The following is a 12,693-nucleotide window of genomic DNA, read 5'->3' as shown; positions in this document are numbered from 1 at the left end:
GAGCTGTGTTAGTCTTCGCCTGTTTCTTTTCAGCAGGTGTAAGCAATGAAAACCAGGCCGCCACGAGCCACAATCAGTGACGTTGCCCGTACGGCAAAAACCGGTAAAACCAGCGTTTCCCGCTATCTGAATGGCGAAGTGAATCTGCTCTCGCCCGATCTCAAAGCCCGTATCGAACAGGCCATCGCCGAACTCAACTATCGTCCCAGCCAGATGGCGCGCGGACTGAAACGCGGCCGCACGCGTTTGATTGGCCTGATCATTGCCGACATCACCAATCCATACTCGGTTGACGTGCTGAGCGGCATCGAAGCGGCGTGTCGTGCGCAGGGCTTTACCCTGCTGATGTGTAACACCAACAATGAAGTCGATCTCGAACAACATTACCTGCAACTGCTCAGCAGCTATCAGGTGGAAGGCATTGTGGTTAATGCCGTGGGCATGCATGAAGAAGTGCTCAATCGCCTGCAACAGTCGATGCTGCCGATGGTATTGATTGACCGGAAAATCCCCGATTTCGCCTGCGATATGGTGGGGCTCAACAACGTTGAAGCCTCCACGGTTGCGACCCAACATTTGCTGGATAACGGCTATCAAGCCCTGCTCTTCCTTAGCGAGCCGCTCGGCAGCGTCAATACGCGCCGTGAACGTCTGCGCGCCTTCTACGACACGGTAAAAAACGTACCTCAGATTGCGGCAGAGAATGCCGAGATAGCGCTGCATCAGCCCGACGCGCTGGAAAAACAGCTGCGGGAATTCCACCAGCGCCATCCCGACAAACGCTGTGCGGTGATCGCCGCCAACGGCGCGCTGACCTTGCAAGTGGCGCGCGCGCTGCAGCGCCTTGCGCTGCGCTGGGGCGAAGCGATTGGCCTGCTGGGCTTTGACGAACTGGAATGGGCGGCGCTGGCGGGCGTCGGCATCACCACCTTAAAGCAACCCACCTGGCAGATTGGTTACGCCGCGCTGGAGCAGGTTATCGCGCGCATTGAGGGCAGCGAGCAACCGGTCAGCGAACAGCTCTTCTCTGGCGAACTGATCGTACGCGGCTCCAGCCAGCCGCTGCGCTAAGCCGGCCTTTTATGGCTCACTTCGTGAGCATGATCATAATTTCACGGTCTGCGCCTTTCCTTTGGAACCGGTTCCATTTAGGTTTTTTATAACGAATGGGATGTGGTCATGCCCGGAGAAACGTGATGAAACCAGAAATTATTGTTGTAACTGCCGCATACGGCGCGCAGAAAGTAGCGGAATTGGGTGGCCAGGCCGCGCTGTTGCCGCTGATCAAACAGGCCGGCGCGGATGGCGTCGAAATTCGTCGCGAGCTGTTCAACGAAAATGAACTCTGCCTGCTGCATGCGCTGGGCAATGCGATTTCCCAGCATCAGCTGAGCGCCAGCTATTCCGTGCCGGAAGCGTTGTGGCTGGATGATGGTGCGCTGAATCCGCGTCTGGCGCAGTTCCTGCAGGAAGCCGAACAAATCGGCGCTCAGCGCCTGAAAGTGGCGCTTGGCCATTTTGTTGAACTTGATGCGCGCGCGCTGCTTGATGTACTTAAAGCATCAACGGTGACGCTGGTGGTTGAGAACGATCAAACGCCAGACAGCAAACTGGCGCCGATGCTGCGCTTCTTCCATCAGGCTTGCGATGCCGCATTGCCGCTGGATATGACCTTCGATATGGGCAACTGGCAGTGGACCGGCGAAGACGGTTTGCAGGCCGCCGCGCAACTCAGTCGCTACGTTAGCTACATCCACGTTAAAGCGGCGGTGCCACACGGCGCTACTTTCCGCGCGATCGCGCTGGATCAGGCCGACGATAGCTGGCGCACGCTGCTTAACGCGCTGCCAACCGACGCACCGCGCGGCATCGAATTCCCGCTGGAAGGCGCGGATTTGCTGGCGGTCACTCGCCATTACGTTGACCTGCTGCGTGCAGCGTAAGGAGCCGATGATGACGCAAAAAACGCTGGATGTGGTGACGATTGGTGAAGCGATGGCGATGTTTATCGCCCAGCAAACCGGCGATCTCGCCGCAGCAGAAGGCTTCGTCAAACGCATTGCTGGGGCCGAGCTCAACGTGGCGATTGGCCTGGCGCGCCTCGGTTTGCAGGTCGGTTGGGTGAGCCGCGTCGGCGACGACAGCTTTGGTCGCTTCACGCTGCAACAGCTGGAAAAAGAGGGCGTCGATCACCGCTGCGTCACCACAGACGCGCGCTATCGCACCGGCTTCCAGCTCAAATCCCGCGTCGATGACGGCTCCGATCCGGAAGTCGAATATTTCCGCAAAGGCTCCGCCGCCAGCCATCTGTCGCCCGACGATTTCAACGACGACTACTTTGGCAGCGCGCGCCATCTGCATCTGAGCGGCGTGGCGGCGGCAATCTCTGACAGCTCGCTTGCCCTGGCGCAACACGCGGCAAAAGAGATGCGCGCGCGGGGCAAAACCATCTCCTTCGATCCCAATCTGCGTCCGGTGTTATGGCGCAGCGAAGAGGAGATGCGTAAGCAACTCAATCATCTGGCGGAATACGCCGATTGGGTGCTGCCGGGCGAGAAAGAGGGTTTGATTCTCACCGGTTACCGCCAGCCGGAAGCCATCGCCGATTTCTACCTCGATAAAGGGGTGAAAGCGGTGGTGATCAAAACCGGTGGCGACGGCGCCTGGTACAAAACCGCCGACGGCCAGCAAGGCCAGGTCGCACCGATTCGCGTCGAGAATGTGGTCGATACCGTGGGTGCCGGCGACGGCTTTGCGGTTGGGCTGATCAGCGCTTTGCTGGAAGGCAAATCCCTGCCGCAGGCGATTCTGCGCGGTAATAAGATCGGTTCGCTGGCGATTCAGGTCGCTGGCGACAGCGAAGGCCTGCCGACGCGCGCGACATTGGGCGATTACTGATAACAGCACAATCCCGTAGCGGCGCGATGCATCGCGCGCTTTTCGCAGCGGCTTCGCTGCCAGAAGCGCAATAAATTGCGCCGCTACGGGTCCGTACGAAACCAAATAGCTGTACCCACTACAACAATATCGCGAGGCGCATCCACTGAATGCGTCCACCTCAACCAGAGGAGTCACCCATGAAATCGCAGACAATCGCGCCAAAACGCTGGTGGTTTATCATGCCCATCGTGTTTATCACCTACAGTCTGGCGTATCTGGACCGGGCGAACTTTAGCTTCGCCTCTGCCGCAGGGATAAATGACGATCTCGGCATCACCAAAGGCATGTCATCGCTGCTGGGCGCCCTGTTCTTCCTCGGCTACTTCTTCTTCCAGATCCCCGGCGCGCTGTACGCCGAACGTCGCAGCGTGAAGAAGCTGATTTTCTGGTGCCTGATTTTATGGGGCGGCTGCGCCTCGCTGACCGGCGTGGTCAGCAACATTCCGATGCTGGCGGCGATCCGCTTTGTGCTCGGCGTGGTGGAAGCGGCGGTGATGCCGGCGATGCTGATCTATATCAGCAACTGGTTTACCAAATCCGAACGTTCGCGCGCCAATACCTTCCTGATCCTCGGTAATCCGGTGACGGTGCTGTGGATGTCGGTGGTTTCTGGCTATCTGATTGAGTCCTTTGGCTGGCGCGAGATGTTTATCATTGAAGGCATCCCGGCAGTGATCTGGGCGGTGGCCTGGTGGTTCCTGGTGCAGGACAAACCTGCCCAGGCCAAATGGATGAGCGAAAGCGAGAAAGCCGCGCTGCAGGCGCAGCTGCAAAAAGAGCAGGAAGGGATTAAAGCGGTACGTAACTACGGTGAAGCGTTCCGTAATCGCAACGTGATCCTGCTGTGCCTGCAATATTTTGCCTGGAGCATCGGCGTGTACGGTTTCGTGCTGTGGCTGCCGTCCATTCTGCGTAACGGTTCGCAGATGGGCATGGTGGAAGCCGGTTGGCTGTCTGCGGTGCCGTATCTGGTGGCGACCATTGCGATGATCGTGGTGTCGTGGGCGTCGGATAAAACTCAGAACCGTAAACTGTTTGTCTGGCCGCTGCTGCTGATTGGCGCGCTGGCGTTCCTCGGTTCGTACCTGGTGGGCTCCAGCAACTTCTGGCTGTCGTATACGCTGCTGGTAATTGCCGGTGGGGCGATGTATGCGCCTTACGGTCCGTTCTTCGCCATCATTCCGGAGATGTTGCCGCGCAACGTCGCCGGTGGTGCGATGGCATTAATCAACAGCATGGGCGCACTGGGTTCCTTCGTCGGATCGTGGATTGTAGGCTATCTTAATGGCGCGACCGGTTCGCCTGCCGCCTCCTACATTTTCATGGGTGCTGCGCTGCTGGCTTCGGTTTGGCTGACGTTGATCGTCAAACCAGCCCAGAACAAAACGCCGCCGCCCGTTCACGGGGCGAAGCACGCGTAATCGATTCGGGAGGCCTTAACGCCTCCCCTACATTTTAAAGGGAGCAAAAGATGAAACCTGCTGTGATTCTTTATAAGAGCCTGCCAGATGACCTGCGCACCAAACTGGATGCCCATTTCACCGTCACTGAAGTGCACGACATTTCCCCGGAAACTATCGAAAAACACGCGGCACAGTTCGAACAGGCGCAAGGTTTGCTCGGCTCTGGCGGCAAAGTGGATGGCGAGCTGCTGGCAAAAATGCCCGCGCTGCGCGCCTGCTCCACCGTGTCGGTGGGTTACGATAACTTCAACGTTGATGCGCTGAATCAACGCAAAGTGCTGCTGATGCACACACCAACCGTGCTGACCGAAACCGTCGCCGATACCATGATGGCGCTGGTTCTGAGCACCGCGCGTCGCGTGACCGAGCTGGATAAGTGGGTCAAAAACGGCGAGTGGAAAAAGAGCATCGGACCGGATCATTTCGGCATCGATGTGCACCACAAAACCCTCGGCATTCTCGGCATGGGCCGCATCGGCCTCGCGCTGGCGCAGCGTGCGCACTTTGGCTTCGGCATGAACATTCTCTATAACGCGCGTCGTCAGCATGAAGAGGCGGAAACCCGCTTTGGTGCGCGTGCCTGCGATCTGGAAACCTTGCTGAAAGAGAGTGATTTTGTCTGCATCAGCCTGCCGCTGACCGAACAGACGCACCATATGATTGGCGCGGCGCAGCTCAAGTTGATGAAGCCAAGCGCAATTCTGATCAACGCCGGTCGCGGTCCGGTGGTGGATGAGCAGGCGCTGACGGCGGCGCTGAAAGACGGCACTATCCACGCCGCCGGTCTGGATGTGTTCGAAGTTGAACCGGTGCCCGCCGATGCTGAGATTTTGACGCTACCGAACGTGGTCGCGCTGCCGCACATCGGTTCCGCCACCCATGAAACCCGTTACGGCATGGCGCGCGACGCGGTAGATAACCTGATCGCCGCCCTGAGCGGTAAAGTCGAGAAAAACTGCGTTAACCCGCAGATCCAAGGCTAAGCTTGCTGCTTTATCCATTGCGCCTGCCAGCGGCGGGCGCTATGGTGGTTCCCCATTCGATTTCACAACGTTTTAACTTCCTATGTCCTTTTCTCAGTTCGGCGACAAATTTACTCAACACTCCGGCATCTCACGTCTGATGGAAGACATGGGTGAAGGCCTGCGCACGCCCGGCACCATCATGCTTGGCGGCGGTAATCCGGCGCAGATCCCGGCGATGAACGACTATTTCAACCAGTTGCTGATGCAGATGCATCAGGACGGCCAGCTGAGCGAAGCGCTGTGCAACTACGATGGTCCGCGCGGCAAAGCGCTGCTGCTGGATGCGCTGGCGAAGATGCTGCGTGAGGAACTTGGCTGGCCATTAACCGCGCAAAACATCGCGCTGACCAACGGCAGCCAGAGCGCGTTTTTCTATCTCTTCAACTTGTTCGCCGGACGTCGCGCCGACGGCAGCAAAAAGCGCGTGCTGTTCCCGCTGGCACCGGAATATCTCGGCTACGCCGATGCCGGTCTGGAAGAGGATCTGTTTGTCTCCGCCAAGCCAAACATTGAGCTGCTGCCGGAAGGCCAGTTCAAATATCACGTTGATTTCGACCATTTGCCGCTGAATGACGATGTCGGCCTGATCTGCGTTTCGCGCCCGACCAACCCAACCGGCAACGTGATCACCGATGATGAACTGCTGCAGCTGGATGCGCTGGCGCAGCAGCACGGCGTACCGCTGCTGATTGATAACGCGTACGGCGTGCCGTTCCCCGGCATCATCTTTAGCGAAGCGCGCCCGCTGTGGAATCCCAATACCATTCTGTGCATGAGCCTGTCGAAACTTGGCCTGCCCGGCGCACGTTGCGGCATTATCGTCGCCGATGAGAGCACTATCACCGCCATTGGCAACATGAACGGCATTATTAGCCTGGCGCCGGGCAGCATCGGCCCAGCGATTGCTAATGAGATGATCGTACGCGGGGATTTGCTGCGGCTGTCGCAAGAGGTGATTAAGCCGTTCTATCAGGCCAAAGTCAGCGAGACGATTGCGATTCTGCGCCGCTATTTGCCGGAAGATCGCTGCCTGATTCATAAACCCGAAGGCGCGATTTTCCTCTGGCTGTGGTTCCGCGATCTGCCGATCAGCACCGAAACGCTGTATCAGCGCCTGAAAGCGCGTGGCGTGCTGATGGTGCCCGGCCACTTCTTCTTCCCCGGTTTGGAGCACGAATGGCCGCACACCCATCAATGCATGCGCATGAACTATGTGCCGGATGCGGAGAAGATTGAGCGCGCGGTGCAGATATTGGCGGAAGAGCTGGAAGCCGCGTTTAAGAATTAAAGCTTCAAAATCGCGCGATGAATCGCGCCGCTACGATTGTGTGCACATTCCGTAGCGGCGCAATCTATTGCGCTATCCCTGCGTTATAGATAGCTGGCACCACTGCGCCAGCTGCTGAATCGCCTGCTCCACTTCGGCATTCCAGCCAAAACCGGCATTGAGTCGAAAACAGTGATCGTAGCGGTGATCGGTAGCGAAAATGTGGCCCGGCGCGATACCGATACCCGCGTTGCGCGCCTTGAGAAACAGCGCGCGCACATTCAGCGCACCGATCGGCATTTCCACCCATAACACATAGCCGCCTTCAGGATCAGACACCCGCGTGCCCGGCGGGAAGTAGCGCAGCACCGCCTGACGCATATGCTGGATTTGATTCTTCAACTCGCGCCGTAGCTTACGCAGATGCGCATCATAGCCGCCGCTGCGCAGCAGTTCGGCAATCGCTGCTTGCGACAACACCGACGTGCCCATGCTGGTGGTGTATTTCAGCGAGGCGATTTTGCGCATGTAGTTGCTGCTGTGCACCCAGCCGATGCGAATGCCCGGCGCAACCGTTTTCGAGAAGCCGCTGCACAAAATAGCGTTCGGGCTGAAGGCACGCATCGGGAACGGACGGCGCTCGCCAAACGCGGTATCACCGAAGATATCATCCTCAATGATCACCACATCGTTCTCGTCGGCCTGACGCGCGATATAGGCTTTCTGCTCGTTGGGAATGCTTTTGCCGAGCGGATTATTGATGTTGTTGATGGTGAGATACGCCTGCACCGCTTTGCGCTGGAACAGCGAAGTAAGTTTCTCCACATTGACGTAGCCTTCCGGCCCCGCTTCCACCTCAATCACCCGCAGATTGAGGTTATGCAGCATCTGCAGCAACACGAAATAGCACGGCGATTCCACCGCGACGATATCGCCTGGCCGCGTGGTGGCGCGTAGCGCCAGCGAAATCGCTTCGATGCAGCCGTTGGTGATCAGGATGTCATCCGCATTGATATTGCAGCCATAATCCACCGCGCGGCGTGCAATTTCATTTTTCAGCGGCGCATAACCGGTGCCTTTTACGGTATTCCCCAGCAGCGCCGGTTTGCTGTAACCCATCTGGCGCATCAGCAAACCAATCTTCTTCACCGGATAGAGTGAGAGGTCGCCGTTGGCCAGATCCAGCCGCACGCGGCAGTCTGAACCGAGCATCGCCAGATGCAGCTCGGTCTGCTCATCGAGCGGCGCCACTTCGCGCGCTTGCTCGTTGATGACCGTGGGAAAGGTTTTATTAACAGGCCGCGGGGCGACAAAAAAACCGGACTTGGGACGCGCCACCGCGTAGTGCTCATCCTCAAGCGTGCGTAATGTTTTCAGCGCGGTGGTCATGCTGACGCTGTACTGCATCGCCAGCGTGCGCACCGACGGTAAACGGCTGTCGGGCGGCAGCGAGCCGCTGTGAATGGCTTGTTTTATCTGCTCTGCGATTTGACGGTAACGACTGCCCTGTTCCGTTTCACCCGCCATCTGTTCCACCCTATTTCGTCCGGATCTGTGCGTTTTCACCAGATTACATTCAAAGTACTTTAGGCTGCATTAGTTAATTGATAATCCGCGCAATCGTCTTTAAGGCATTCATTCCGTAGCACCTTCGTGGCCCATTTCCCGTCTGATGCCGCCAGCACGGCAGCAGCGACTTTTTAGCCAAAGGATGAAGTGAAAAATGAATAATCTGTCCACCCTGATGCGAGAGATTAGTGGATATCTCACCCCCACGATTATTGATTCCGCGCAACACTGTTCACGCCGTTTACTTGCCGCGCTCCCGGATGCCACTCACCCGGAGAATAACCGCGTGCTGCTGGCCTACGGCGGCGGCAAAGACAGCAGCTATATGGTGGCGTACGTGCGCTACATTCAGGGGCTGATCTGGCAGCAACATGGCAGCACCTTTCAGCTGCGCATTAGCACCAACCGCCATGCGGCAATGAACGACAGCGTAATGGAGAATATCGATCGCGTGTATCGCGCGTTGCACATCCACGATGATGACTTTACCGAATGTCTGGTGACTGACGGCCTGCAAATCCGCCACTTCGATCGCCATTTACCGATGCCAGACAGCGTGCGCCAGCAGAATCGCAACGATGTGCTGATGAATGGCCATCGCTTCCGCGCCGATGCGCGTTCCACGTTTTGTAACGCCTGCAATCTCAGCATGGTGAACTCGTTTGGCCTGGCGGCGCATTACGACGGCGGCGTTGATGTGATCATCACCGGCGATTCGCCGCAGGAACAAACCGCTTATCTGGCGTGGGCGCGCCATCTTTCGCGGCTGTTTGCGGCTCCGGTGGCGGATAAATCGCGCGGCTTTAGCGGCTTCCTGCAGACGCTGGATGGCGTGGCCGAGCGCTATTTCGCCGATATCTACGGTGCCGATCAGGTGACGCCCGCGCACCGCATTACCTGGCAGCTGGAACGCGATCCGCTGTTCTTCAATATCTATCAGGACACCGCCTATGAAGCGGGCGCGCACTGGGCGCTGCTGACTGAATTTATGCATTTCCGCTTTGATGAACTGATGTTCAGCTTCTCCGAATCGGACTGCGGGAACCCGACATTAATGGCACATATTCGCGGTCTGCGTGCGGAGACGCTGTTGCAGCGCAGCTACGCCGAAGGCATTCGCGAATATGTGCGCTTTGCGCTCGGGCTGATGGTGAAAAAAGATTTCCCGCCGCAGCTGATTGATGAGATGGCGGCACGTTATCAGGACGATGAAGCGATTAAGCGCGCCCGCCAGCGTGCTGCGCAGTTCGCCGAACAGGCATTTGGCCTCAATGAAAACCAACTGGTTTGCATGATCTATTCGCCGTTTATCGCCGAAGGCAATCAGCTGAAAAGCTGGCTGCAGCAGCTAGTCGATGCGCCGGACGAAGCGGCGGTGCGCGCCTTGCTGCGCGGCGAAAGCGACGACCTGGGGCTGGCGCAGCAGCTGGAGCAACGCTCTGGTTTGACCGTGGCGCAGATGCGTCACTGCTGGCGTAGCAAGCAGGTGAGTTCACTGCTGGACGATCAGCGCGGCGATGCGCTTTCGCGCGTGCTGCGTTTTGACCCGCACAAAGCAGTGATTCAGGTGAATAACGGGGTCATGCACGACGTCGTCACTGAAGTGATCTCCGGGCGTTAACCCGGTAAGGCAACGCGATGAGAAAGATTTTCCTGCAGATTGGCGCCACCCGCGACGGACAAAATCCTTACTGCGCGGTGGCCAAACGCGACGGCTACTTTACCGTGCTGGCGGAGATGGGCGATTTCGTCGATTACCAATCGCTGAGCATCCCGTTGCCGTTCGATCTGATTGTGCGGCTCGATCGCCCGGAAAATCCGTGGGATGTATTGCAAGCCTGTTTGCATGCCGGGTTGATGGAGCATCCTCACGTGGTGCTGGCGGGCTTTGAAGCTTACAACGCCAGCGCCGGTCGCGTACGCGAACTGCTGGCGGGGCCCGACGCTGGTGCCAGCTTTATTCCGCCGGATAAGTACGCGCAGCGTATGGCGTTGCGCAAAGCCTGGCAGCGCTTTCCGCAGCCGGAGTTTCGCTTTTTTGCCTCGCCGCTCAGCATTCGGGATGCGCGAGACGCGTTGCTCTATCCCTGCGTGATCAAGCCGGTTGACGGCGGCGGCGGTCTTGGCGTCTGGCTGGTGAAACAGGCCAGCCAGCTTGATGCGGTGATCGGCAAGCTGGTCGACACCATGAATTACGGCGGGCGCGGCTTCAGCGGTTTTATCGTGGAGAGCTGGCTGGCGGGCGATGAGTATTCGCTGCAAGGCGTGGTGGCGGACGGCCATGCGGTGGCGCTGACCTGCTGCCAAAAGGTGATCGAACACCATAGCGATGCAGACGGCTGCGTCAGTTTTTACGAATCCGGCCATGTGGCAGTCGCCGCGCAGCAACTGCCCGCCAGCTTTAGCAGCCTGATGAGCTTCTGCTGCGAAACCTTCGGCTATCGTCAGGGCGCATTTCACATCGACTTCATTTTGGTCAACGGCGAACCGCATTTCCTTGAAATGGGCTTCCGCCTTTCCGGCATGGGCGTGGTGAATCTGGTGCAGGAAGTCACCGGCATCAACTGGGCGGAAGTGGCGTTCCACATCGAAGCCGGTCACGGCATGCCGCCGCTGCATTTTCCGGCGCAGCCGCAGGCGGTGGGCCGCGTGCGTTTGCGTCAGCGCCTACAGTATGACGCGGCTGAGCGCTGGATCGCACAGCATCAGCGCGGTCAGCTGTTGCCGCCGCTCAATCTGCCCGCGCTGGCAGTTTCGCCACGCTCTTCGCTGTATGCCGATTTAACCCGCCACGCCGGCATTCTCGCCACCTTGCGTCTCGCAGCCACCAGCCGCGACGACATTCTGGCGGTGTTCCATCAGATCCTTGAGGCCTCATCGCTCACCATTCGGAGAGATTTACTATGTGCAGAATGATTGTGGCGCACGGCCAATTTGATGCCGCCGCAGTGCTGGACGCCGCGCGTGCCATGAGCTGCGGCGAAACCGCCACGCACGAAGGTCCGATTAAACAGCATCCCAACGGTTGGGGCTGTTTATGGCTGGAGCAAGGGCACATTCGCACGCTGCACGGCACCGGCACGTTCGCCGATGCGCTGCCGACCATTGATGTTGATCGCCTGCGCGGCCGCTTTCTGGCGGTGCATGTGCGCCACGCCACGCTGAGCAAAAATCACGCTATCGAATTTTCCCATCCGCTGTGGCGCACCAGCGGCGACACGCAGTGGTACATGATGCATAACGGTTTTTTGCCCACCGTTTATCAGCAATTGGGCATGGCGGAGTCGCGTTTCGATTCCGCGGAGTATCTCGAATATATGGTGGATCGCGCCACGCCCGCCGATTTCACCCGCGATTATCTGCGCGACAAGATGGCGCAGGTCGCGCCGGGCGGCAGTTCGGCCAACGCCATTTTTGTCACCCGCGATAAAGCCTGGGCGTGGCAATGGCATCCCGACGACACGCCCTATCCCAACTATTTCACGCTGCACCGCTTACAGAAAAACGACACTACTTTCATCTCTTCTGAACCTATTTCAGCACTGGGCACGGCGTCTGAATGGCGTCGTATGAACAACCATGAACTTCATGAATTTCCAATTGGGGAGTGATCAACATGGCGATTTTCAATCAGATCCGCGTTATTCATCCAAACATGTTTGTGGAGAGCACCTGGCTGGATGACATCGTGACGGCGCGCGTGCCGCTGCTGGTGTTACGTAACTTCCTCAAGCCGGACGTGCGCGCAGCGGTGGTGGAGGATTTGCAGCAGTGCCGCGAACAGGTGCGGGTATCGCACTATCCAAACGGCGCGCTGACCACGCTCGGCCCTTATCTGGCGAAGCACACCGCTGCGCCGGAAAACTACTTCACCGAGCTGCGCGATATTCAGCACGCGCTGCCGTCGTCGCTGCACTGCCTGCGCGATCAGATCTACAACTGGGTGCAGCACGCGCTGCGCCTGGAAAGCCTGCAAACCGCCAACGAACCCGAGCTGGGCGATTACGCCGGTTCGATTGTGCGCTTCCACGCTGACGGCGTCGCCAATCCCCTGCATAACGACAACATCGTGCGCGATGCCGCCGGCAGCGGATTGGCGGTGACCCGCATCTTGCACCAGCTGAGTTGCGTGGTTTGTTTGCAAGAGTGCAACGCCGGCGGCGCGCTGCGCATCTTCAACAAGAAGTGGCAGCCGGTGGATGAATGGTACAAAACGCCGGGTGAACTGGGTTATCAAACCGGCGTCATCGAGCACAGCGAGGTGTGCGAGTTCTCACCGCGCAGTGGCGATATCTATCTGTTTAATCCAGCGTTTTATCACGAAATTGATCGCGTGGAAGGCGACACGCGCATCACCATGGGCTTCTTCTTTGGCCTGACCGACAAAAAAATGAAACACGCCATCGCCTGGAGTTAACGCCAGGTTTTC

11 protein-coding genes are annotated in these 12,693 nt (G+C 58.2%); 10 read left to right on the top strand and 1 reads right to left on the bottom strand.

The genetic code is table 11. From position 1 onward, the window contains the following. The first annotated feature begins 45 nt into the window (after positions 1 to 45). The 6 genes from AAF463_RS00130 (at position 46) to AAF463_RS00105 (ending at position 6,716) form a co-directional block, all read left to right on the top strand. Positions 46 to 1,071, top strand: coding sequence for a LacI family DNA-binding transcriptional regulator (locus AAF463_RS00130; protein WP_350261325.1), 1,026 nt, complete (start codon positions 46 to 48; stop codon positions 1,069 to 1,071). A 125-nt stretch (positions 1,072 to 1,196) separates the two neighbouring features. Beyond that, positions 1,197 to 1,943, top strand: a complete 747-nt coding sequence (locus AAF463_RS00125) for a sugar phosphate isomerase/epimerase (RefSeq protein ID WP_192236812.1) — start codon at positions 1,197 to 1,199, stop codon at positions 1,941 to 1,943. Between the two features lie 10 nt (positions 1,944 to 1,953). Then, the gene (locus tag AAF463_RS00120; RefSeq protein WP_350262018.1) at positions 1,954 to 2,898 is read left to right on the top strand and encodes a sugar kinase; all 945 of its coding nucleotides are present in this window, start codon (positions 1,954 to 1,956) and stop codon (positions 2,896 to 2,898) included. 179 nt (positions 2,899 to 3,077) lie between these two features. Further along, complete coding sequence (locus tag AAF463_RS00115; RefSeq protein WP_101763879.1) at positions 3,078 to 4,361, top strand: MFS transporter; 1,284 nt, start codon at positions 3,078 to 3,080, stop codon at positions 4,359 to 4,361. A gap of 50 nt (positions 4,362 to 4,411) precedes the next feature. Next, positions 4,412 to 5,386 (top strand): glyoxylate/hydroxypyruvate reductase GhrB, encoded by a 975-nt coding sequence (gene ghrB / locus AAF463_RS00110; protein ID WP_192236811.1) that lies wholly within the window; start codon positions 4,412 to 4,414, stop codon positions 5,384 to 5,386. An 82-nt stretch (positions 5,387 to 5,468) separates the two neighbouring features. Next, on the top strand, positions 5,469 to 6,716 hold the full coding sequence (locus AAF463_RS00105) for a valine--pyruvate transaminase (RefSeq protein ID WP_192236810.1): 1,248 nt from the start codon (positions 5,469 to 5,471) through the stop codon (positions 6,714 to 6,716). 72 nt (positions 6,717 to 6,788) lie between these two features. On the opposite strand, the gene AAF463_RS00100 is transcribed toward AAF463_RS00105, so the two are convergent. Beyond that, a complete protein-coding gene (locus tag AAF463_RS00100) occupies positions 6,789 to 8,222 on the bottom strand; it encodes a PLP-dependent aminotransferase family protein (protein ID WP_350261324.1) in 1,434 nt (477 codons plus the stop codon). Positions 8,223 to 8,418: 196 nt separating this feature from the next. On the opposite strand from AAF463_RS00100, the gene AAF463_RS00095 reads away from it, so the two are divergent. From AAF463_RS00095 to AAF463_RS00080, 4 genes are read left to right on the top strand one after another with little or no spacing between them, the layout of a single operon-like run. Further along, positions 8,419 to 9,885 carry a hypothetical protein gene (locus AAF463_RS00095; protein WP_350261323.1) on the top strand — a complete coding sequence of 489 codons (1,467 nt, stop codon included), beginning with the start codon at positions 8,419 to 8,421 and terminating at the stop codon, positions 9,883 to 9,885. 17 nt (positions 9,886 to 9,902) lie between these two features. Beyond that, on the top strand, positions 9,903 to 11,180 hold the full coding sequence (locus tag AAF463_RS00090) for an ATP-grasp domain-containing protein (protein WP_350261322.1): 1,278 nt from the start codon (positions 9,903 to 9,905) through the stop codon (positions 11,178 to 11,180). Beyond that, the gene (locus AAF463_RS00085; protein ID WP_350261321.1) at positions 11,168 to 11,875 is read left to right on the top strand and encodes a class II glutamine amidotransferase; all 708 of its coding nucleotides are present in this window, start codon (positions 11,168 to 11,170) and stop codon (positions 11,873 to 11,875) included. The genes AAF463_RS00090 and AAF463_RS00085 overlap by 13 nt, the downstream gene beginning before the upstream one ends. Before the next feature lie 5 nt (positions 11,876 to 11,880). Then, positions 11,881 to 12,681, top strand: a complete 801-nt coding sequence (locus AAF463_RS00080) for a hypothetical protein (protein ID WP_192236807.1) — start codon at positions 11,881 to 11,883, stop codon at positions 12,679 to 12,681. Positions 12,682 to 12,693 lie beyond the last annotated feature (12 nt).

It is taken from the genome of Pantoea sp. BJ2 (assembly GCF_040255075.1).
Classification (GTDB): domain Bacteria; phylum Pseudomonadota; class Gammaproteobacteria; order Enterobacterales; family Enterobacteriaceae; genus Pantoea; species Pantoea leporis.
The sequence above is the reverse complement of the archived record's forward strand: the minus strand, read 5'-3'. Positions and strand labels throughout refer to the sequence as shown.

Excerpts from the sequence above, each read along its gene's own strand:
- AAF463_RS00130 (WP_350261325.1), top strand. The coding sequence starts at position 46 with ATGAAAACCAGGCCGCCACGAGCCACAATCAGTGACGTTGCCCGTACG.
- AAF463_RS00125 (WP_192236812.1), top strand. The coding sequence starts at position 1,197 with ATGAAACCAGAAATTATTGTTGTAACTGCCGCATACGGCGCGCAGAAA.
- AAF463_RS00120 (WP_350262018.1), top strand. The coding sequence starts at position 1,954 with ATGACGCAAAAAACGCTGGATGTGGTGACGATTGGTGAAGCGATGGCG.
- AAF463_RS00115 (WP_101763879.1), top strand. The coding sequence starts at position 3,078 with ATGAAATCGCAGACAATCGCGCCAAAACGCTGGTGGTTTATCATGCCC.
- ghrB (WP_192236811.1), top strand. The coding sequence starts at position 4,412 with ATGAAACCTGCTGTGATTCTTTATAAGAGCCTGCCAGATGACCTGCGC.
- AAF463_RS00105 (WP_192236810.1), top strand. The coding sequence starts at position 5,469 with ATGTCCTTTTCTCAGTTCGGCGACAAATTTACTCAACACTCCGGCATC.
- AAF463_RS00100 (WP_350261324.1), bottom strand. The coding sequence starts at position 8,222 with ATGGCGGGTGAAACGGAACAGGGCAGTCGTTACCGTCAAATCGCAGAG.
- AAF463_RS00095 (WP_350261323.1), top strand. The coding sequence starts at position 8,419 with ATGAATAATCTGTCCACCCTGATGCGAGAGATTAGTGGATATCTCACC.
- AAF463_RS00090 (WP_350261322.1), top strand. The coding sequence starts at position 9,903 with ATGAGAAAGATTTTCCTGCAGATTGGCGCCACCCGCGACGGACAAAAT.
- AAF463_RS00085 (WP_350261321.1), top strand. The coding sequence starts at position 11,168 with ATGTGCAGAATGATTGTGGCGCACGGCCAATTTGATGCCGCCGCAGTG.
- AAF463_RS00080 (WP_192236807.1), top strand. The coding sequence starts at position 11,881 with ATGGCGATTTTCAATCAGATCCGCGTTATTCATCCAAACATGTTTGTG.